The organism is Flavobacterium aestuarii, assembly GCF_040049115.1.
In the GTDB taxonomy this organism is placed as follows: Bacteria; Bacteroidota; Bacteroidia; order Flavobacteriales; family Flavobacteriaceae; genus Flavobacterium; species Flavobacterium aestuarii.
Genome location: NZ_JBDLZZ010000011.1, coordinates 15,231 through 36,837, shown reverse-complemented (window position 1 = coordinate 36,837; position 21,607 = coordinate 15,231). Strand labels below are relative to the sequence as shown.

The window sequence follows — 21,607 nt, the reverse complement described above, 5'->3', positions numbered from 1 at the left end:
GAAATGAAAAAAAATATTATAAATATAAAAGGAGCGATTTTATTTTTGGTTCTTGCAATATCAGTTTCTTGTTCTGATGATTTTCTGGATCGCCCTTCTGAAGATGGTTTTGATTCTTCTAATTTTTATGCTTCGGATGATCAGGTTAGCCGTTCTACATCTGCATTGTATGGAAAAATATGGGCACCTTTTTTTACTAAATGCTTTTATGCGCTTTCAGAAGTTACTTCTGGTAATTTATATGCTGGGGATGATGGTACAGAATTGATTCAATTTCATGCCTCTTCAGAAAGTCCTTTATTGTTAAATCCATGGGGAACCTGTTTTGGAGTTGTTGCTCAGTCAAATAACTTAATCAATTCACTTAGAACTTCAGTTGGTCCTAATGTTTCGCCAGCTGTAGTTGAAAATACAATCGCCGAAGCTCATTTTATGCGTGCAATTGCATATTTTTATTTAGTAAGAATATGGGGTGAAGTTCCTATTATTGAAAATGGATTAGATTATGTAACAAATCCAAATATCAATACAAACAGAGTTGAAGATGTATATACGCTAATTATAAGAGATTTTCAATATGCTGCTGCTCATCTTCAGTCAAAAGTAAGAGGAGCAAATTATAATGATAATATTAGAGTATCCAGCGGTTCTGCAAAAGCTTTTTTGGCTAAAGTTTATTTATATAGAAAAGATTATGCTAAGGCCAGAGCGTTAGCTGAAGAAGTTATTAATAGTGGTGAGTTTAAGCTTATGCCTAATTTTGCCGATCTTTTTAGGATAAGAAATAATAATAATGAAGAATCTATTTTTTCTTGGCAATGGATAGCTACTGGATCATATCAGGATGCTAACTTTTCGAATGTTCAGTATGGTCCAGACGTTCTTAATGAAGTTAGTTATGGAGCAACTTATATTCCGTCAAAAGATCTTATTAAAGCTTTTGAACCAAATGATAAGCGTAAAAGAGAAACTATAATGACAGATGGGGATTATTATCCAGAATTAACACATGATGGGGGAGCTGGATTTACTTGCAGTGCAGATAATGGTTTTTTAAACGCTACTGGTGCGTTAGTTAAAAAATATGTAGTTGGGAAAATATCTGGAGAGACTGGTCCGCAAGATTCTTGGGGAGGTACAAGTTCTTGTAACTATATAATGCGTTATGCTGATTTATTGCTGATTCATGCTGAGGCTATTATGGCTGGAAATGCTGAAACTACTGATGTTGAAGCTTTACGTTCTTTTAATAAGGTTAGACTAAGAGCTGGATTGCCTGCAAAAACAAAAATTACTCATAATGATATGATTCAAGAAAGAAGAATTGAATTAGCTTTTGAAGGTGAATACTGGTATGATTTGGGGCGTTTGCCTGCAAGTGAAGCAATTTCTATAATGTCTAAACAAGATAGAAGTGCATACAGTAATACTCCAGCTTATTATACGCCTACAGAAGCGGATCTTATATATCCTAAGCCTAGTAACGACGTAAATAAAAATCCAAAACTAAATGAACCTGCTGTTCCTTATGTTTTTAAATAATTAATTTTAATTAAAAAATATTATGAAAAAATTTAATTTTTTATATTTAAGAAGTTTCTTGGCAATAGTTTCATTGTTTCTAATATGCTTCTTTACATCTTGCTCTGATGATGATTCTGGGGCTGCTAAAAAAACAACTATAACAAGTGTTAATACTGCTAAGACTACACCAGAGGATGGGTCACCTGCAGAAGTGGATGTTCCAACACAAATGGGGTTGCCTAACAATACTTATTTTATTCACGGTACTGGATTTTCGACCTTACAAAAAGTATATTTTAATGGTGTTGAGAGTTATGTTAACCCAACTATGGTTACAGATAATGTTATTGTTGTTACTATAGATCAGGATACACCGTATGAAAATGCTTCAAGCGAATTAAAAGTTGTAACCAAGTTTGGTACGGTTATTTATCCTTTCATAATAGCTCCTCCGGTTCCAATATTGACTAAAGGTTTTAATCCGATAAATGCTCCTGAAGGTTCTGTAATAACTATTTATGGAGACTTCTTTTTAGACCCTGTTGTTACATTTGGATCAATTCCTGCTACTATAATCTCTTCTTCTATGAAAGAAATTAAAGTTAAAGTCCCTGCAGATGCTGTTAATAAATACATTTCAGTAAGAAATATTTCTGGGTCTGTAACTTCTACTTATGCTTTTGGTACGGCAATTTATGATGATGTATCTCATGGATGTAGTTTTCCATCATGGAATAATCATACTTATGAGACTGATGGTACTGCTGATCAAGGATTGACTTATATTCAAAAGAAAATGGGAGCATGGGATAATCTGCAAAGTGATTGGAATTCATGGTATGATAAATTGGGACCATACAAAGGAATAAGGCTTTCTGTAAAAGCTTCAGTGAACGGGACTGTTAAATTTATTTTTAATGGAGATTGGTCTGAAAGAAATATGATGACTGTAACACCAGGATGGAATACTTTTGAGTTTACATGGGCCGAACTTGGTAATGCAACTTACGTACAGAATATTTCATTTCAAAATATGTCGAAAAATGCAGATGGAGATGGTATTGCAAATACAATTTCTATAGATAATATAGGTTTTATTTTGAAAGAAGAATAATTTGGTTTTTGTTTATTTGAGTTAGTTTAAGATATCCCCTAATCGAAAATTAGGGGATATTTTTTTAAACAGGTTTACGTTTTCTCTTTTGCCTTTTTTTCAGTACATTTTGAAAAAAAAGTATCAATATATTTGCTTGTTATTCACTATATTGTCACTTATGTGATTGATTATCTTATTAATAAAATATAAAATGAAAAGTTTTAATTCCTCTTTTTTTATACTTCTAATATCATTCAGCTTTAGTTTTTCTGTTTTTTCACAATCGGCTCCAGACAAGCTCAATAGAGAACATATTTTGCTGGATAAAAACTGGAAATTTGCTTTTGGCCATCCATCAGATGCCAGGAAAGATTTCAATACTGGGACAGCTTATTTTTCTTATTTAGCAAAGGCAGGTTTTGGTGACGGTGCAGCAAATGCTTCTTTTGATGACCGTTCCTGGCGAAAGCTGGATCTTCCTCATGACTGGGCAGTAGAGCAGGGTTTTAGCAGCGAAGCCAGTTTTAGCCACGGATTCAAAGCCATTGGGCGAAATTTCCCTGACAAAAGTATCGGCTGGTACCGAAAAAAAATAACCATTCCTCAAAGTGATTTTGGCAGACGGATCCATATCGCATTCGATGGTGTTTTCCGTAATTCGATTGTTTGGATAAACGGTCATTATTTAGGAAATCACGACAGCGGTTATTTAGGTTTCGAATATGATATCACCGATTATATTAATTATGGTGGCGAAAATACAATTGCTGTTCGAGTAGATGCAACCATGGAAGAAGGCTGGTTTTATGAAGGAGCCGGAATCTATCGTCATGTATGGCTCAATAAAACCAATGAGCTTCATGTTCCTGCAAATGGTACTTTTGTACAGACAAAAACAAAAGGAAATACTTCTGAAATTAATGCATTGGTTACCATTGCCAATGAAGGTAAAATTGCAAAATCATTTAGAATTAACCAATCTATTATTGACGCAGCAGGAAAAAGTGTTTCCGATAAAACAATAAATTCCTGTAAGTTACAGCCACGAGAAGTCAAAGATTTCGTGGCGGATTTGACTGTGCAGAATGCCACACTCTGGTCACTGGAAAATCCGTATTTGTACAAATTGATTACTTCGGTTTATGAAGACGAAAAATTGGTAGATACGTACCAGACATCTTTCGGAATCAGAACAATCCGTTTTGATGCCAACGAAGGTTTTTTTCTTAACGATAAACACGTTAAAATAAAAGGGACAAACAATCATCAGGATCATGCAGGTGTAGGCGCAGCCATGCCTGATGCATTGCAGGATTTCAGAATCAAAACCTTAAAGTCTTTTGGAAGCAATGCTTATCGCTGTTCTCATAACGTGCCAACTCCTGAATTACTTGAAGCCTGCGACCGCTTAGGAATGCTCGTTATCGACGAAAACCGTCTGATGGGAAGCACACAAGTACAATTGGATGATGTAAAAAAAATGATTGAACGCGATAGAAACCATCCTTCAATCATTAGCTGGAGCATCGGAAACGAAGAATGGGGAATTGAAAATGATATAACAGGCGCCAGAATTGCCAGTACTATGCAATCGTATGTAAAAACGCTGGATTCTTCCAGACCTGCAACTGCTGCCTTTAGTGGCGGAATTGGCAGTAACGGAATTACAACAGTTATGGATCTGTTGGGAATCAATTATATTGTAAATAAAAGTACAGATAAGCAGCATGAACTATTTCCTGATCAATGCATTTGGGGAACCGAAGAGGGCAGTACCAATGCTACTCGAGGCGAGTATTACCGCGACAATCAAAAACACATTATGCCGGCTTATGATAAAGCTCCAAGTTCCAGTTTTATCAGTATAGAAAAAGGCTGGAAACATTATAATTCACGCCCATACCTTTCAGGAATGTTCATCTGGACAGGTTTTGATTATCGCGGTGAGCCAACTCCTTTCGAATATCCTTCGACAGGTTCTTATTTTGGAATGGTAGATCAGTGCGGATTTTATAAAGACACCGCTTGGTATTTAAAAGCATGGTGGCAGGGCGAGCCAGTTTTGCACTTGTTGCCTCATTGGAACTGGGCAGGAAAGGAAAATCAGAGTATTGAAGTCTGGGCTTACAGTAACTGTGATGAAGTGGAACTTTTTTTAAACAAGAAGAGTTTGGGCAAAAAAGCAATGGAAAAAGATGGACATCTCGAATGGAATGTCAATTATATGCCAGGCACGCTTGAAGCAATCGGATATAAAAATGGAAAGAAAATCGTAACAGAAACTGTAAAAACCACTGGAACAGCTGTTGCCTTAAATTTATCATCCGATAAAAACAGTATTGCTGCTGAAAAAAACGACATCGCAATGATTGCAGTCAGTACCAAAGATAAATCGGGACTTTCAGTGCCAATTGCCGATAATGAAGTGACCTTTACAATTACAGGTCCCGGAAAAATTATCGGTGTAGGAAATGGAAATCCAACATCACTCGAAGCCGATAAATACTTGGAAACTATCACAGTTATAAATCTTGAAAACCTTAAAGAAAAAATGGCAGCAGATTTCAATGTTTCTCAAGAAACTGATGAAAATACCGCAACAGAATCCTGGCAAAAAGCCTTTACAGAGGACAGAGATACCATTTTTGGCAAAAAAGTAAAAGCAGTCGTGTATAGAACTGAGTTCGAATTGCCTGCCAATTATAACGAAACTGAAATTAATCTGTTCTATAACAGCCTTGGGAAAAAGCAGTCTATTTTTATTAATGGAAATAAAATCAGTAATGAAATTCCCGAAAACAAAAAAGGGGATTCATTTGTCCTGGACAAAAAAATACTGCATTCAGGAAAAAATACCATTGCAATTGTCGCCGTGCCTTTATTGAAGAAATACAAATGGGATGTGGTGAATCAAAATCCGGGAACAATTCAAATTATTGCTAAAGCAGAAAATTATAAGCGCAAATTATTCAACGGTCTGGCTCAGGTTATTGTTCAAGCTGCCGGTGAAGCGGGCGAAATCACGCTGACCGCAACCAGTAACGGGCTCAAAAAATCAGAAATAAAAATAAACGCAATAAAATAATGAAAATATTTTGGGCGTGTCCCGCCGAAAAAAGGCGGGCCGGGCTGTACGTTCCCGCTTCCCGATGAAAAATCGGGAGAGCTCCACTGCCATCCCTCACGCGAAAAGTGCTAAACAAGACAATTGCTTTTTTATACATCTGCGCAAATCTGCAAAATCTTCGTGCTGCTATTTTCAGGTTTATGCAATCTCAAAAAAATCAAATTAAAACAGTACCATTAACAAAAAATAATACACAAAATGAAAAAAATACTTCTTATAATATTGCTTGCCAGCTTGCCAATTCAAGGATTTTCGCAAGGCAACACCCGCACACAAGAGCTAGGGAAATTTGAAGGACTTGCCATGACACCGCCAATGGGATGGAATTCCTGGAATACTTTTGCAACCAATATTGACGAAAAATTAGTCAAAGAAACCGCTGATATTATGGTTTCATCAGGAATGGCTGCCGCAGGATACAATTATATTGTACTCGATGATGGCTGGATGGCAAAAGAAAGAGATGAAAACGGAAATCTGATTCCAGACCCAATAAAATTTCCGGGCGGAATGAAAGCATTAATTGAATATGTTCATTCCAAAGGATTAAAATTTGGATTGTACAATTGCGCAGGAACACACACTTGTGCAGGTTATCCAGGGACTCGCGGCTATGAATATCAGGATGCCCGTTTTTATGCAGGCTTAGGAATTGATTTCTTAAAATACGATTGGTGCAATACTGCAGGAATTACAGCCAAGGAAGCTTACACAACTATGAGTAACGCCTTAAAAAAGGCAGGACGGCCAATAGTTTTCAGTCTTTGCGAATGGGGCGACAATCAGCCTTGGGAGTGGGGGAAACCAGTGGGAAATCTGTGGAGAATTTCGGGCGATATTTATCCTTGCTTTGATTGCGAATACAAGCATCCGGAAAACTGGTCCTCTTGGGGATTTATGAAAATTGCCGAAATGCGCAAAGACATCCGAAAATTTTCAGGACCCGATCATTGGAATGATTTTGATATGATGGAAGTAGGAAACGAAATGACTGCTATCGAAGACCGGTCGCACTTTGCAATGTGGTGTATGCTCGCTTCTCCTTTAATTGCTGGAAATGATTTTAGAAAAATGACTAAAGAAACATTAGCCATTTTAACCAACAAAGAGCTTATTGCTGTAAATCAGGATAAATTAGGAATTCAGGGATTTAAGCTTTCTGCCGAAGAGGGTCTGGAAGTCTGGGTAAAACCTTTAGCCGATGGTAATTGGGCTGTTTCATTTTTGAATAGAAGTGAAGTGCCAAAAAAAATCAATTACGACTGGAAAAAAAAACCAATCAAAGATGCCGATTTTGGTTTCGCAGCCGATTTTAATAAATCTGAATTCAAAATCAAAGATCTTTGGAAAAATAAAGAAGCTGGAAATACCAAAAAGAATTTCACCGCCGATCTAGCTCCTCATGATATTATTACACTTAGATTAATTCCATAATTTAAAGGATGAAATACCTATCCTGACAGGTTAAAAAAAACTGTTAGGTATACATTTAACAATAAGATTAATTCGATAAGTTTTATAATCTTAAAATACATTATTAAAAAATGAATTTAAAATCTAACATCGTAGTGCTTTTGTTTCTTTTGATTTGCAATATTACTGAAGCACAGTTTGTCAAAAAACACGGTCAGCTCAGCGTAAAAGGAACACAGCTGGTTGACAAAAATCAGAAGCCGATTGTGCTAAGAGGAGTAAGTTTAGGATGGCATAGTATGTGGCCACGATTTTACAATGAAAAAACTGTCAGCTGGTTAGTGAAGGATTTTAATTGCAATATTGTGCGAGCTGCTTTAGGCATCGAAATAGGAGAGCATGCTTATATAAAGGAGCAGGAGTTTTCTAAAGACAAAATAGAATCCGTTATTAAAGGCGCAATCAAATCAGATATTTACGTAATCATAGACTGGCACAGTCACAACATTAATTTAAAGGAAGCCAAAGAGTATTTTGATGAAATCTCAAAAAAATACGGGAAATATCCAAATGTAATTTATGAGGTTTTTAATGAGCCAGATTACGAAACATGGCCCGAAGTGAAAGCCTATGCCGAAGAAATAATAAAAGTCATCAGAGCAAATGATCCAGATAATGTTATTTTGGTAGGAAGCCCGCGTTGGGATCAGGATGTTCATCTTCCAGCTGCTGATCCAGTAAAAGGCTATGATAATTTAATGTATACGATGCATTTTTATGCTGCAACTCATGGAAAGGAGCTGCGTGACCGAACAGATGAGGCCATAAAAAGCGGTTTGCCAATATTTGTTTCCGAGTCGGCTGGTATGGAAGCTTCAGGTGATGGACCTATGAATTATGCAGCATGGCAAGAGTATGTTGACTGGATGGAAGATAGAAAAATCAGCTGGATAACATGGTCCATTTCAGATAAAGATGAAACATGTTCAATGTTAAAAAAATCGGCTGATTCTGAGGGAAAATGGAAAGATGAAGATCTAAAAGAATCTGGAATGAAAACAAGAGAATTGCTTAGAAAGTATAATGGCAAGAATTAGTTTATTAAAACGTAAAAACCAACTCTTTCAATGAGTTGGTTTTTTTGTATTATAAAAAAAGAAACTATATTGCGTCCTGATTTTTAGGTAAAATAGAATGAATAATATGATATTAGCTATATGAGATTAACATTAAAACTAACGACTTATTTTAAATTGGTAGTGTTAATCATTGGGATTTGTTCACTCTTTATATTATTATTCAGCTCTCTTTATTTATATACTGAAAAGCAGGAAAATGATGTTTTCAAAGCTAATTCCAATCAGTATAAAGTAGAAGTCAACAGGTTGTTTGATTTCAATTCCAAAACCCAGATAGTTACTATAAATGATCTTACTTATTGGGATGCACTGGTAAAATTTACAAAATCCAAAGACACACTATGGTTTAAAAAATACATCGTAAATGAATTTCCTACTTATGAGGTAGATTACATTTCGGTTTATGGCCTGGATAAAAAATTCATTACAAGTGTAGCAAAACCTTATTTTAAGTCCAAGGATTTTATTGCGGCTCAAGCCATGAGGAGTTTGTATAAAACCAAATTCTCCCGATTCTATATTAGAGTCCCAGAAGGCTTGATAGAGGTATTTGGAGGGACTATCCATGCTTCAAACGATCCCAAAAAGATAAAGACAAGACCAGCAGGTTATATGTTTATGGCCAGGTTATTGGACAAGGCGTATTTTAAGAATTTAGAAGATATTTCCACCTCCCATGTGCAGGTTTTTAACAATGCCCGTATGGATACTGCAGGGAACAAAAAAGTTAAATCATTAATTAAGCTTAAAGATTATAATAATCATACAGTTGCTGAATTATTATTTGAGAGACCTTCCAATCTCAATTTCGAAAGGACTAAAGAGCTATTGCTAATCATTGTAATAACAACACTGATTGGGCTTATTGCGGCAGTACATTACTCCAGAAAATGGGTTTACAGGCCATTGCGGTTAGTAACAAACATTTTAGAAACTGACCGTGAAATTTCAATTAAATTATTGAAAAAAGAACCAGGTGAATTTGGACATATCGGGAATTTATTCGAAGACCACAGGAAGAACAGATTTCAATTAGAAAAATCCAAAGAAAAGGCCGAAGAAAGCGATAAGTTAAAATCTACTTTTTTGGCTAATTTATCTCATGAAATCAGGACGCCAATGAATGCTATAATAGGGTTTTCGGATCTGCTGCTGAATGAAAGCTTAAGTGAGGATCTAAAAAGGAAGTATTTGAAAATCATCAATAGCAGTGGTAAAAGCCTGGTGTCAATTATTGAGGATTTAATTGAAATGTCAAAAATTGATGCCAAACTAATAGTTCCCAATTATAAAGGACTTGATATTGAAAAATGTATCAAGGAGCTGTATAATACACTTAAAGTAACAATCCCAGAAGATAAGAATATTGTTTTTTACATTACCGAAAGTACTGAGAAATTAGAAAATAATATTTTAACAGACGAAGTAAAACTGAAGCAGATAATTGTAAATCTGCTCACAAATGCTATTAAGTTTACTGATAATGGCCATGTTGCTTTTGGTTATTCTATAGATAAAAATGAGCAATTGTTAGAATTTAGAGTCGAAGATTCAGGTATTGGAATAAGTAAGAATGATTTGAAAGTTGTCTTTGACCGTTTCCGAAGAGTTGATGATGATTATTCAATATCCCTTAGCGGATTAGGATTAGGGTTGTCTATTTCTAAAGCTTATGTAGAAATGCTGGGTGGAGAAATCTGTGTGGAATCTGTTTATGGCGGAGGTTCTGTTTTCAAATTTACAATTCCATTAATTTATGAAGAGTACACGGTTGAAGATAATATATTAAATGCAGAAAGCGTAAATGAAAATTCCCAAACCAAAAATATTCTAGTGGCTGAAGATGATAATATCAATTTCCTTCTTTTGAAAACTATTCTGGAATTAAAAGGACACAAGGTTTTAAGAGCAAGAAATGGTCAAGAAGTGGTAGATATCAGTGCATCAAATACAGCCATAGATTTAATCTTTATGGATATTAAGATGCCCGTTCTAGATGGTTATGAAGCTTTTGAAATAATAAAAAAAGATAATCCAGATATTGCTGTAATAGCCCAAACAGCCCATTCTTCATCCGAAGTGAAAGAAAGGATCATGAAAGCTGGATTTTCTGGCTATATAACAAAACCTTTGGACAAAGAAAAAATCTATAAAATAATTAGTACAGTGTTTAAAAGCAGTTCAGTTTATTAACTTATAATTATAGTATTTTTTTTCAGTTGAGAGTTTCTGGCGAGTTCGATTATGAAACTGCAAGATCGTAGCTGTACAGATAGTCTTCTCTCACAAATCCCATTTTCTGATATAAATTTTGGGCGGCATTGTTATTTTTGGCAGTTCGTAATCTAATAGTGTGCGAGCCAATCTCCTTTGCTAAAGCAATAGTTTCTAAAATTAATTTTTCACCTATTCCTTTTTTACGGGCTGAGCTATCTACAAAAAGATCATTTAAGATTACTATTTTGTTGAGAGCAAGTGATGAAAATGTTATGTAAATCAGAGCAAAACCAATTAAAAGCTCAGGGTTTTTGTCATCGCATGCAACAAAAACTATTGCTTCATTGTTTTCTAATCGTTCTTTTAAAAAAGCATAATGCTTTTCATAATTGGACGGGCTTTTATAAAAAACAACATATTGATCAAATAATTTTGTCAATTGATCTAAGTCTTGAATATTTGCTTTTCGTGTCATGTTGAGTTAGTTAAGTTGGTTATGAAAACTAAATGTACAAAAAAGATAATAATTTATTTTAATATTTTTTTAGAATTAATTGTTTTTTGTTGTTTTTCATTACTCAAATAGCAAAAAATTGGCAGTATTTTAGTCTAATATGCATTGTTAGACAATATGATGCTTTTATTGTCAAATTGCGGATATATATACTTTTTATTGAGTCTTCTGTTTGTGGATATGCAGTTTATTTATTTAAGATCAGAAGCAAGTTTTTAATGCAACGTCTTAAAGTTTTTTTATTCTTTTCAGTAATAATGAAACAGTGTTTTTTATTTTTCAAAGCGATAAAATTTTTAATTTATTTTTTAAATTTAAAACATACCCCCTAAAATTTTAGGGGGTATGTTTATTTAGTTATGTTTTTTATATCTGTTATGTGTTATTTTTTCAACTAAAAAATATTTTAAGGTGTGTTTTTTATGGGTTGAATTTAAAAATTGTCATTATTGAATTTTCAAAATAATTGCCAAAAAAACGTAATTTGATGATAATTCCGATGTGATTTTTGGATATTAATAATTCTTCTCAGAAACTTTTAAAAAAATTTTCATGTTAACGAAAAGTTAATAATTTCGCTCTAAAGAAAGAAAAAAATAACCAAAATCTGGCCGAAAAGCCATTGATTAAATTACTAACAAAAACACATTTAAAAGATGAAAAAAGTATTAGCAATTTTAGTGTTAGCCTTAACAACGAGTATTTCATTTGCACAAGATGATGCACCAGAAACTACCCCATTAGAAATTACAGGTTCTGGAGATTTATATTATAAATATGATTTTTCAAAAACAGCAAACATTGGAACAAGCTTTGGAACAGACCAGAATTCTGTTTCTTTGGGGATGCTGGATATCGCTTTTAAAAAGACAATTAAAAAAGTATCTTTTGTCGGTGAGGTGTCTTTTGGGCCAAGAGGACAATATCAGTCAATACTAAATGGTGATGGAGCTGATTCAAATGAGGGGAATTCATTTCATATTCAGAATTTATATGCAAGCTATGCAGTTTCAGACAAATTGAGTTTGACTGCTGGTTACATGGGAACTTTTATTGGTTATGAGGTAATTTCTCCATTAGGTAATTTCTCTTATTCAACTTCTTATTTGTTTACCAACGGACCATTTCAAAATGCAGGTGTAAAAGCAAATTATAAAATATCTGATAAATTTGGAGCTATGATTGGTTTCTTTAATGACTCTTGGAATTCCTATAAAGCTGATCCAGTGAAAGGATTGAATGCTGTAGGAGGTCAATTGTCTTTTGCAACAGAAGGAGTTAGTGCTTACCTTAATTTTATGGATGGTTCAGTAAGTGGAACTATTGTAGATTTGACTGCAACATTCCAGCTTTCTGAAAAATTCAAATTAGGTCTAAATGTAGCAGATTTTTCAAACGAAGATAAAGTAGGTTACACAGGAGCTGCTATTTATCCATCTTATGCGCTTACTGATGCTTTTTCTTTAGGATTACGTGCTGAATATTTTCAAACTAAAGAGAATGCAGATGCTCTATACTACGGAATTAATCCTGATCAATCAGTAACGGCTTTTACATTGTCAGGTAACTATAAAGTAAACGGATTGACTATTATTCCTGAGTTTAGATTGGATTCTAATTCTGATGAGTATTTTGTTGATTCAGATATGGCTCCAACAAAATCTGCTTCTCAAGTGCTTTTAGCAGTAGTTTACGGTTTCTAACCAAAGAAATTGTTTTGGTTTAACTTGTAAAAAATAAAAAGATATTTTTTTTTTGGCTGTCAAGATCCTTTGTGGTTTTGGCAGCTTTTTTAATTTGATTAATGAAGGTTTTTTGAATTGCTTCTGAGGGATTGCTATTTTAAAAAGCTGTATCACCTATTTGCAGTACTATTCAATTAGCTCAAAAGCTTTAATAAAACTGTGCGTATGCGTTCTCGATCATCATCTGTCAGATTAGAACCTGAGGGAAGGCTCAGCCCGTTTTCAAATAATTTTTCGGCAGTTTTTTCCCCATAATATGGATAGTCTTTATACAATGGCTGCAGATGCATAGGTTTCCATAACGGACGGCATTCAATATTGGAATCTAATAAAGTTAATCGGATAGTTTCTTTGTCGATTTTGTTTTTAGTTTCAGATGGATTTACAAGTATCGAAGTAAGCCAGCAATTGGAATAATAGTCTGGGTTTTTTACTGTAAAAACAGTAATTCCTGGAATGTTTTCAAAAAGCGAAACATAAAAATCATGCATAGCTCTGCGCAAGATAATATGTTCTTCTAAAACTCTCATTTGGCCACGTCCAATACCAGCACAAATGTTACTCATTTGATAATTAAACCCCAGTTCGCTGTGCTGATAATGAGGTGCTTCGTCTTTGGCCTGTGAGGCAAGAAACTGTACTTTTTTCTTTAGTTGATAATTTGAAGTTACAATAGCTCCGCCTCCAGAGGTCGTTATGATTTTGTTTCCGTTGAATGAAAAAACGCCAATATCGCCAAATGTCCCGCATTTTTGCCCTTTATAACTGCTTCCTAGTGCTTCGGCACTGTCTTCAAGAATCGGAATACTGTATTTATTGGCGACAGCCCTGATTTCATCTATTTTATAAGGGACTCCATATAAATGCACAGTAATTATTGCTTTTGGAATCTGGCCTTTATTAATTGTGTCAACAATAGCATTTTCTAAAGCTATAGGGCAAAGATTCCAGGTTTCTGCTTCGCTGTCAATAAAAATGGGTGTTGCTCCCTGGTATAAAATTGGATTTGCTGATGCAGAGAATGTCAAGGATTGACAAATAACTGTGTCACCAGGTTTTACATCTAAAAGAATCAAGCCTAAATGAATAGCGGCAGTTGCTGAGTTTAGTACTGTTACAAAAGAGCCATGTGTAAGGTATTTTTCCAGATCATGTTCAAATCCGGTAATATTTGCCCCAAATGGTGCAATCCAATTAGAGTCAAAAGCATCGTGTATATAGCTAAGTTCAGTTCCTCCCATGTGTGGAGAAGAGAGCCAGATTTTGTTATTATTCATTATTTCTTGTTTTTAAATGACATAATTTACACGAAAAAACTGATTTGGATTTTCTATTTGTAATTTAAGAAAAAACGCTTTTTGATCAAATCAAAAAGCGTTTTACTTAGAATATAGGATTTCTATTTTTTGTAAATAGAATAGATAGTGCTAATTGTTTTTTCATCCAAAATATCATTAACTTCAGTCTGGATATAATGGAGCTTAAAAGCTATTAAGGCTGCCGAAAGGTTTTTAGTATTGTAGCCTATTACTTGCAAGCCTTGCTCTACATTAAATTCTGGAGGAGGACACGGTAATTCTTCGTCAGGCCAGACCCCAAAACCATTTACTGCCAGAAGTTTCCAGGGAAATAATGCACTAGGGTCTTTCTTTCTGGTTGGAGCAATATCAGCATGTCCAATTATATTCTGGGCCGGAATATTGTAATCTTTCTTTAATTTGGTTAAAAGTGCCAGCAGGGAATTGATTTGTATGTCCGAAAAAGGTTCAAAACCATTATTGTCCAGTTCAATGCCAATGGAACTGGAATTGATATCGGTGTCTCTTCCCCATGATCCATTCCCGGCATGCCAGGCTCTCAGGTAATCATTCAGCATGTGAATTACTTTGCCATCTCTTCCAATCACATAGTGAGCGCTGACGCTGGTCTGTTTTAATGTAAAAGTTTTTATAGTCTGCTGTATAGAATCCTGCGCTGTATGGTGCAGAATAATAAAATTAGGTTTTCTTAAATTGAAATTAACAGTTCCCATCCACTCAGAAACTATGCCGTTTTGCAAGAGCTTGCTTTCGGTTTTAGAAAGTGTATCTTTATAATTAAGCAGTTGATTATTATATCGATAAGCAATACTGTCGATTACAACAAAGGGCTGGCTTTTTAAAGCTGTAGCTTCTTTTGCAGCGATAGTTTCCTTCAGGGTGTTTACCTGATCATTATAAGTTTTCTCATTTAATTTGTGCGGATTGGGGCCACAGGAAGCAATAAAAATTAATAAAATGAAATAGAAAAAGTGCTTTTTCATGGTAGGTATTCGGCTGTTTTTTTTAACAAATGATGAAATATTAATGTTTTCTAGCTTCTATTTTGCTATTTCTTTCATCTATTAAGTTTTTAAATTTTTCTTTTTGTTCTTTGTTCAAAATCTGTTTCACTTCCATTTCTGTCATGTCGCTGAGAACTTTGTATTCTTCTTTTTTCTCATCATCACTAATTTCCTTTTTCATTAAAATCTCTTCTTTTTTAAGTGATTTAATGTAGATGTTTTTTACAACCACTTCCTGAAGAGCATCTAGGTTAAGCTCTTTTTTGTAAAACGCTACTATTTTGCCAGCAGTTTCTTCGACAGGTACTGGTTTTGGGGTACTCGGAGTAGCTGGCAGCTGACTCATCTGATTGGATCTTCCATAACCGTTTCCGTAACCGCCACCTCCGTAACCATTATTATAATATTGAGCCGAAATGGTATTGGCAGACAAAAATAAAAATGCGATAAACAATACTTTTTTAAATGTTTTCATAAAATACAATCTTGAAAATTAAAAAATCTAAACTGGTTCTCCGTATAAATCAAATTCTGTTGCTTCAATAATTTTAATCATTGCAAAATCGCCTGTTTTCACATAGTGTTTTGTGGCATCAATCAATACTTCATTATCTACATCTGGACTGTCAAACTCGGTTCTGCCTACAAAATGGCCTCCTTTTTTTCTGTCAATAATGCATCTGAAAGTTTTTCCGACTTTCTCTTGGTTCAAATCCCATGAAATCTGTGACTGCAGTTCCATAATTTCGTTGGCACGATTTTGTTTTACATCGGCAGGAACATCGTCTTCAAGCAGAAAAGCATGTGTGTTTTCTTCATGAGAATAAGCAAAACAGCCCATTCTGTCAAATTTCATTTCTTGTACAAAATCTTTCAGGATATTAAAATCTTCCTCGGTTTCGCCCGGATATCCTACGATCAAAGTAGTCCTGATAGCCATTCCAGGAACAGCAGCTCTAAAGTCTTTTAATAATTGTGTTGTTTTTTCCTGCGTAGTACCGCGACGCATCGATTTCAATACTGAATCGGCAATGTGCTGTAAAGGAATATCAATATATTTGCAGATCTTTGGTTCGCGTTTCATGATTTCAAGAACATCCATCGGAAAGCCAGTAGGGAAGGCGTAATGTAAACGAATCCATTCAATGCCTTCAACTTTTACCAAAGCTTCCAATAATTCCCCAAGGGCTCTTTTTTTATAGAGATCAAGACCATAATAGGTTAAGTCCTGAGCAATCAAAATCAATTCTTTTACGCCATCTCTTGCTAATCCTTCTGCTTCCTTAACCAATTTTTCAATGGTCTGCGAAACATTTTTTCCTCTCATTAACGGAATCGCACAAAAACTGCATGGCCTGTCACAGCCTTCCGAAATTTTTAAATAAGCGTAGTTTTTTGGAGTTGTTGTCAAACGTTCTCCCAGCAGCTCATGTTTGTAATCAGCACCCAATGCTTTTAATAATGCGGGTAATTCAGTAGTTCCAAAAAACTGATCCACATTTGGAATCTCTTTTTCTAAATCCGGTCTGTATCTTTCAGATAAACATCCAGTTACAAAAACTTTGTCTACAAGTCCTCTGTCTTTTTTATCAGCATATTCCAATATCATATTTACTGATTCTGCTTTGGCATTGTCAATAAACCCACAGGTATTAATCACGATAATGTTTCCTTCGTCTTCGGCTTTGGCTTCATGGGTTACCTCTTTTCCGCTTGCTTTCAGCTGTCCCATCAGCACTTCACTGTCATATACATTTTTTGAACACCCTAGAGTGATCACATTTATTTTGTTCTTTTTTAAAGACTTCGTTCTCATAATATTATAATCCTGATAATTTTAGGATTTGCAAAATTACAATTTTTTGCCGAAACCCTGTCTGTTTCCTTTTAAAATGGAATGTTTTGTTGGTGTAAAAATGATAAGGAGCAGAACGTTTTGTTTTTTTAAAGGGTATTTCCTCCTGCTGTACGTTACAATCTCATGTGCCGAACACCGGCACATGAGGATTTTCACTGCTATCAGGGCTAATTAAAGATCGTTTGTTTTTCATATAAATCCCTAATTAACGTTAAAAAAAACAAAACCACTAATGATAGATTTCAAAAGTGGTTTTGCTAAAGAAGTATATTTTTGTTTTTACATTTCAAATGTAAAAGTCATTGTGAAATTATTTTTAGAGGTATTGATTCGGGCACTTTCTGTAAATCCTTGTGAAAAAAACTGCTCCTGAGATGTAGAATAAACATGAACATACGAAAAATCAAGTTTTATAGGGCCGAAATTATATCCCAATCCACCCGAAAAACTGTTTAAATCTCCAATTGTTTTAGAGTTTTTGTACGGGCTTCCTTCAAATCGATAACCGCCTCTTAGTTTTAAATTTTGTATTCTGTACTCGCCGCCAACTCTTATTTCGCTGCTGCTCCCAAAAGTATTCTGCATCACCTTGTTTAAGTCTCTGAAGTATTCGTTTTCTGGTCCAAATTCAGTATTGCTGTAATCTTTGTATTTGTAATCCACACTAATCAGACCCATTTTTCCAAAAATATAGGCAAAGCTCCCAGTTAGACTCCCAGGAGTCTGCAGATCGTAAGGTGCATAATAATTAATGATGACAGGGTCTACAACATTTGGAGGGTTCGATTCTTTGATGTTTGTAGTGATAGAGGTTAGTCTTTGCGAAAATTCATCTCTCAGATTATACCAAGTTGGTGATTCATAAGCAAAACCTACACGGATATTATCATTCAGCTTAGCAATAGTTCCAATTTGGAATGAAAATCCAGAACCAAAAGTATGAAGGCTATTCGAAAAATTTAAATTGCTGACTCCATCGTCATGTAAATCTAAAGTATTGTTGTTGGATTCATAAAAATTGGTATCTTGGACATAATCAGTAAAATGTGAATTCAGGTTCAATCCAAAATATAAATTATTGATTTGTAATGCACTATTGAAAATTAGTTTTCCGTTATAACCATTAGAGTAAACGCTATTTTCCTGATAATAATTTCCCCCTGACCGGACATTAGAAGTGTATAAAGTATTTTTATCAGTGTCGGAAACTGGATTTATAATAAATCCCCAATATCCTAGATAGGCTTGTTGTGCTCCATTGTCTAGATTTGCATAATTGCTGTTTTCTAATAATTCCAGAGGAACACCTTCGGCATAGCTAGTGAAATAATCTGCAATTGAATTAATTGGACTTACTCCGGCAGAGAATAAGGAGTTGTTATAGTTATTTGTATTCTCATAATTGATGGATAATGAGAACTTTTTCAAATCACTATTTGGGTTTCTGGTTTTAAAAACAAAAACACCTCCTGCCTGATTGAGGTCAAAAGTATTTTCACTTGCCGTAGTTGAAGTCCTAAAATAATTAGAATTATTTTTAGTGTCATAAAACCCCATTGTTGAGGCGAACAGGTTATTGTTGAAAATAGCAGATCCTGCCGGATTTACATTTAGAGAAGATAAGTCTCCTCCCAAAGCTCCAAAAGCCCCGCTCATAGATGTAAATCGAGCGGTTCCCTGTAGTTCGCTTTGTGCATAACGCATGGCGTCTTTCATTTCTTGTGATTGTGCTGTGGAGAATGTTAATCCTACTGCTAAAAGTAACAAGAGGTTATTTTTCATGAGTTTTAAATTACAATTAGTAAATTTCCCTTGTTCGTTTTATCGTCTTCCGCCACCAGACATTCTTCCACCGCCGCCACCGCTAGACATCCTTGCTCCTCCGCCACCACCGCTGCTTCGGTAGGAATTATTGCTGCTAGGAGTATAGCTGCTCGACCTTTGTGTGTTTTGGTTTGATGTACTGGTTCTGTTTTGCGTGTAATTACTATTTCTGGATTGGCTTGGATTGTAATTTCTAGAAGCAGAATTAGTAGAATAGCTATTATTCCTGTTAGTAGAGTAATTGTTTCTGTTGGTGGAATAATTATTTCTATTTGTAAATGTAGCTGTTTGCCTGTTTGTAAAGCTATTAGAACTATTTCTATAGTAGGTGTTATTATTATATATTCTGTTTCTGCTGTAAGCAGTTGCTCTATTGTTGTTATAGATAGAATTGTTGTAGCCTCCTCCATAAGATGAGCCTCTGCGGCTATAGTTATAAGAATAAGGAGTAGCTACAGGATAGCCATAACCGGGATGTCCCCATCCGTAACCAGGATAGCCCCATCCATAGCCTGGGTAACCCCATCCATAATAAGGATAGCCCCATCCATAGCCATAATAGGGATAGCCCCATCCATAACCATAATACCAGTATGGGTCTGAGTAAACCGTTACTGTTGTTTCTTGAGGAGAACTTCCCCAGGAAGCATAGCCGGTTGATGGTGCTTGTATAGAATCGTTTTCTGCGTAGCTGCCGTTGCTATAGCTGTTAACGTCAGTGAATATTTCGTCAGAAGTTCCAGTATTTTGTAATGAATTGAAATATTCTTTGTATTGAACTGAAGCAGATGCGGATTGGTTGTTGTTTTTAACAACTTTCTCTCCATTTGTGCTATAAATGCCATCGCTATCATAATAGGAACTGTTTTGATAAGAACCACAAGAGGTTATTACAATGCCCAAAAATCCTATTAGGAAGTAAAGTGATGTTTTCCGAGTAATTAATGCATTTGTTTTCATTTCGGCAGATTATTTTATTGTTGGACAATACAAATTTAGTTAGTTTTGCGTAATTATTTAGTTAAATTATTTACAAACAAATATTATGCCAAATTATTCAAAATGAGCAAGAACCTTACAACAAGAGCAGAAGATTATTCCAAATGGTACAATGAGTTGGTTGTTAAGGCCGATTTAGCAGAAAATTCAGGAGTTAGAGGGTGTATGGTAATAAAGCCATACGGGTATGCTATATGGGAAAAAATGCAAGCCGAACTTGATAGAATGTTTAAGGAAACAGGACATCAAAACGCTTATTTCCCTTTATTTGTTCCCAAAAGCATGTTTGAGGCAGAAGAGAAAAATGCAGAAGGCTTTGCAAAAGAATGTGCGATAGTGACTCATTATAGATTAAAAAATGATCCTGACAAAGCAGGTAAATTAATGGTTGACCCTAATGCAAAACTAGAGGAGGAGTTAATTGTTCGTCCTACCAGTGAAGCGATTATCTGGTCGACTTACAAAGGATGGGTACAATCCTATAGAGATTTGCCTTTGTTGATTAATCAATGGGCAAATGTTGTACGTTGGGAAATGAGGACCAGACTGTTCTTGAGAACCGCTGAGTTTTTGTGGCAAGAAGGGCATACGGCACATGCGACCAGAGCTGAAGCAATTGAAGAATCAGAAAAAATGATGAATGTTTATGCTGATTTTGTTGAGAATTTTATGGCTATTCCAGTTATAAAAGGGTTGAAAACCGAAACAGAACGTTTTGCAGGAGCCGAAGAAACGTATTGTATTGAGGCTTTAATGCAGGATGGTAAAGCTTTGCAGGCTGGTACGTCACACTTTTTGGGGCAGAATTTTGCCAAAGCTTTTGATGTGAAATTTGCTAATGCCGAGGGTAAGCAAGAACACGTATGGGGAACTTCGTGGGGCGTTTCAACACGATTGATGGGAGCATTGGTAATGACGCATTCTGATGACCAGGGATTGGTGTTGCCTCCGAATTTGGCTCCAATACAAGTTGTTATTGTTCCTATATATAAGAGTGACGAACAATTGGAAGCTATTTCGAATGAAGTTGATGGTTTGGTTAAAGCTTTGAAAAAATTAAACATCTCAGTAAAATTTGATAACAGGACAACTCAAAAACCAGGATTCAAATTTGCCGAATGGGAATTAAAAGGTGTTCCAGTCCGAATTGCAGTAGGTCCAAAAGATTTAGAAAACGGGACTTTTGAAGTGGCAAGAAGAGATACATTGACAAAAGAAGTAGTTTCTAAAGACGGAATCACAGTTTATATTGTCGATTTATTAGAGCAGATTCAAAAAGATTTATTCGGCAAAGCATTAAATTATAGAAATGCCCATATTACTGAAGTTAATAGTTTTGATGAATTTAAAGCTGTTTTAGACGGTGAAGCTGGCTTTGTTTCAGCACATTGGGACGGAACTGCTGAGACCGAAGAGAAGATTAAAGAATTAACGAAAGCAACAATAAGATGCATTCCTTTAGATAGAGTAGAGCAGGCGGGAAGCTGTGTGTTTACAGGGAATCCTTCTGTAGGAAGAGTGCTTTTTGCTAAAGCGTATTAAAAAAAAAATATTTTTTTTACTTCAGCTATTGCGCTTCTCAAAAATAGTTGTATTTTTGCATCCGCATTACAGAAGTAGGGCGTTTTACAAAAGTATGGTCCGTTCGTCTATCGGTTAGGACGCCAGGTTTTCATCCTGGTAAGGGGGGTTCGATTCCCCCACGGACTACAAGAAGTATTTAGATTGAAAAATTTCTGAGAATAAAAAACTATGGTCCGTTCGTCTATCGGTTAGGACGCCAGGTTTTCATCCTGGTAAGGGGGGTTCGATTCCCCCACGGACTACA

The 21,607-nt window shown here is 35.2% G+C and carries 15 protein-coding genes and 2 tRNA genes; 10 read left to right on the top strand and 7 right to left on the bottom strand.

Annotated elements, in window-relative coordinates:
- Positions 1–3 precede the first annotated feature (3 nt).
- The 6 genes from ABEG11_RS12540 (at position 4) to ABEG11_RS12515 (ending at position 10,492) form a co-directional block, all read left to right on the top strand.
- Positions 4–1,542: a RagB/SusD family nutrient uptake outer membrane protein gene (locus ABEG11_RS12540; RefSeq protein ID WP_348824514.1), complete on the top strand. Its 1,539-nt coding sequence runs from the start codon at positions 4–6 to the stop codon at positions 1,540–1,542.
- A gap of 22 nt (positions 1,543–1,564) precedes the next feature.
- The gene (locus ABEG11_RS12535) at positions 1,565–2,638 is read left to right on the top strand and encodes an IPT/TIG domain-containing protein (RefSeq protein ID WP_348824513.1); all 1,074 of its coding nucleotides are present in this window, start codon (positions 1,565–1,567) and stop codon (positions 2,636–2,638) included.
- 193 nt (positions 2,639–2,831) lie between these two features.
- Complete coding sequence (galA, locus tag ABEG11_RS12530; protein ID WP_348824512.1) at positions 2,832–5,705, top strand: beta-galactosidase GalA; 2,874 nt, start codon at positions 2,832–2,834, stop codon at positions 5,703–5,705.
- 240 nt (positions 5,706–5,945) lie between these two features.
- Complete coding sequence (locus ABEG11_RS12525) at positions 5,946–7,181, top strand: glycoside hydrolase family 27 protein (RefSeq protein ID WP_348824511.1); 1,236 nt, start codon at positions 5,946–5,948, stop codon at positions 7,179–7,181.
- Between the two features lie 110 nt (positions 7,182–7,291).
- Positions 7,292–8,257 carry a glycoside hydrolase family 5 protein gene (locus ABEG11_RS12520; RefSeq protein ID WP_348824510.1) on the top strand — a complete coding sequence of 322 codons (966 nt, stop codon included), beginning with the start codon at positions 7,292–7,294 and terminating at the stop codon, positions 8,255–8,257.
- A gap of 120 nt (positions 8,258–8,377) precedes the next feature.
- Positions 8,378–10,492 (top strand): ATP-binding protein, encoded by a 2,115-nt coding sequence (locus tag ABEG11_RS12515; protein ID WP_348824509.1) that lies wholly within the window; start codon positions 8,378–8,380, stop codon positions 10,490–10,492.
- A gap of 49 nt (positions 10,493–10,541) precedes the next feature.
- Here the strand turns inward: ABEG11_RS12515 and ABEG11_RS12510 are convergent, their stop codons facing one another.
- Positions 10,542–10,991, bottom strand: a complete 450-nt coding sequence (locus ABEG11_RS12510; protein ID WP_348824508.1) for a GNAT family N-acetyltransferase — start codon at positions 10,989–10,991, stop codon at positions 10,542–10,544.
- Between the two features lie 695 nt (positions 10,992–11,686).
- Here ABEG11_RS12510 and ABEG11_RS12505 point away from each other — a divergent pair.
- Positions 11,687–12,733: an outer membrane beta-barrel protein gene (locus tag ABEG11_RS12505; protein ID WP_348824507.1), complete on the top strand. Its 1,047-nt coding sequence runs from the start codon at positions 11,687–11,689 to the stop codon at positions 12,731–12,733.
- A 176-nt stretch (positions 12,734–12,909) separates the two neighbouring features.
- Here the strand turns inward: ABEG11_RS12505 and ABEG11_RS12500 are convergent, their stop codons facing one another.
- The 6 genes from ABEG11_RS12500 to ABEG11_RS12475 all read right to left on the bottom strand — a co-directional run bounded on the left by ABEG11_RS12500 (position 12,910) and on the right by ABEG11_RS12475 (position 19,740).
- Complete coding sequence (locus ABEG11_RS12500; protein ID WP_348824506.1) at positions 12,910–14,052, bottom strand: DegT/DnrJ/EryC1/StrS family aminotransferase; 1,143 nt, start codon at positions 14,050–14,052, stop codon at positions 12,910–12,912.
- 122 nt (positions 14,053–14,174) lie between these two features.
- Positions 14,175–15,077 carry an N-acetylmuramoyl-L-alanine amidase gene (locus tag ABEG11_RS12495; protein WP_348824505.1) on the bottom strand — a complete coding sequence of 301 codons (903 nt, stop codon included), beginning with the start codon at positions 15,075–15,077 and terminating at the stop codon, positions 14,175–14,177.
- Between the two features lie 40 nt (positions 15,078–15,117).
- Positions 15,118–15,573 (bottom strand): hypothetical protein, encoded by a 456-nt coding sequence (locus ABEG11_RS12490; protein WP_348824504.1) that lies wholly within the window; start codon positions 15,571–15,573, stop codon positions 15,118–15,120.
- Positions 15,574–15,600: 27 nt separating this feature from the next.
- Positions 15,601–16,914 carry a 30S ribosomal protein S12 methylthiotransferase RimO gene (gene rimO / locus ABEG11_RS12485; RefSeq protein ID WP_348824503.1) on the bottom strand — a complete coding sequence of 438 codons (1,314 nt, stop codon included), beginning with the start codon at positions 16,912–16,914 and terminating at the stop codon, positions 15,601–15,603.
- Between the two features lie 321 nt (positions 16,915–17,235).
- Entirely contained in the window at positions 17,236–18,738 is a 1,503-nt protein-coding gene (locus tag ABEG11_RS12480; protein ID WP_348824502.1) for an OmpP1/FadL family transporter, read from the bottom strand.
- A 39-nt stretch (positions 18,739–18,777) separates the two neighbouring features.
- Positions 18,778–19,740, bottom strand: a complete 963-nt coding sequence (locus ABEG11_RS12475; protein WP_348824501.1) for a hypothetical protein — start codon at positions 19,738–19,740, stop codon at positions 18,778–18,780.
- Between the two features lie 102 nt (positions 19,741–19,842).
- Here ABEG11_RS12475 and proS point away from each other — a divergent pair, with 102 nt between their 5' ends.
- The 3 genes from proS (at position 19,843) to ABEG11_RS12460 (ending at position 21,605) form a co-directional block, all read left to right on the top strand.
- Positions 19,843–21,321, top strand: a complete 1,479-nt coding sequence (gene proS / locus ABEG11_RS12470) for a proline--tRNA ligase (RefSeq protein ID WP_348824500.1) — start codon at positions 19,843–19,845, stop codon at positions 21,319–21,321.
- Between the two features lie 96 nt (positions 21,322–21,417).
- Positions 21,418–21,489 (top strand) — tRNA-Glu (locus ABEG11_RS12465).
- 44 nt (positions 21,490–21,533) lie between these two features.
- Positions 21,534–21,605 (top strand) — tRNA-Glu (locus ABEG11_RS12460).
- Positions 21,606–21,607 lie beyond the last annotated feature (2 nt).

Bases quoted from the DNA above. Each gene is read 5' to 3' on its own strand.
- ABEG11_RS12540 (WP_348824514.1), top strand. From the start codon at position 4: ATGAAAAAAAATATTATAAATATAAAAGGAGCGATTTTATTTTTGGTT.
- ABEG11_RS12535 (WP_348824513.1), top strand. From the start codon at position 1,565: ATGAAAAAATTTAATTTTTTATATTTAAGAAGTTTCTTGGCAATAGTT.
- galA (WP_348824512.1), top strand. From the start codon at position 2,832: ATGAAAAGTTTTAATTCCTCTTTTTTTATACTTCTAATATCATTCAGC.
- ABEG11_RS12525 (WP_348824511.1), top strand. From the start codon at position 5,946: ATGAAAAAAATACTTCTTATAATATTGCTTGCCAGCTTGCCAATTCAA.
- ABEG11_RS12520 (WP_348824510.1), top strand. From the start codon at position 7,292: ATGAATTTAAAATCTAACATCGTAGTGCTTTTGTTTCTTTTGATTTGC.
- ABEG11_RS12515 (WP_348824509.1), top strand. From the start codon at position 8,378: ATGAGATTAACATTAAAACTAACGACTTATTTTAAATTGGTAGTGTTA.
- ABEG11_RS12510 (WP_348824508.1), bottom strand. From the start codon at position 10,991: ATGACACGAAAAGCAAATATTCAAGACTTAGATCAATTGACAAAATTA.
- ABEG11_RS12505 (WP_348824507.1), top strand. From the start codon at position 11,687: ATGAAAAAAGTATTAGCAATTTTAGTGTTAGCCTTAACAACGAGTATT.
- ABEG11_RS12500 (WP_348824506.1), bottom strand. From the start codon at position 14,052: ATGAATAATAACAAAATCTGGCTCTCTTCTCCACACATGGGAGGAACT.
- ABEG11_RS12495 (WP_348824505.1), bottom strand. From the start codon at position 15,077: ATGAAAAAGCACTTTTTCTATTTCATTTTATTAATTTTTATTGCTTCC.
- ABEG11_RS12490 (WP_348824504.1), bottom strand. From the start codon at position 15,573: ATGAAAACATTTAAAAAAGTATTGTTTATCGCATTTTTATTTTTGTCT.
- rimO (WP_348824503.1), bottom strand. From the start codon at position 16,914: ATGAGAACGAAGTCTTTAAAAAAGAACAAAATAAATGTGATCACTCTA.
- ABEG11_RS12480 (WP_348824502.1), bottom strand. From the start codon at position 18,738: ATGAAAAATAACCTCTTGTTACTTTTAGCAGTAGGATTAACATTCTCC.
- ABEG11_RS12475 (WP_348824501.1), bottom strand. From the start codon at position 19,740: ATGAAAACAAATGCATTAATTACTCGGAAAACATCACTTTACTTCCTA.
- proS (WP_348824500.1), top strand. From the start codon at position 19,843: ATGAGCAAGAACCTTACAACAAGAGCAGAAGATTATTCCAAATGGTAC.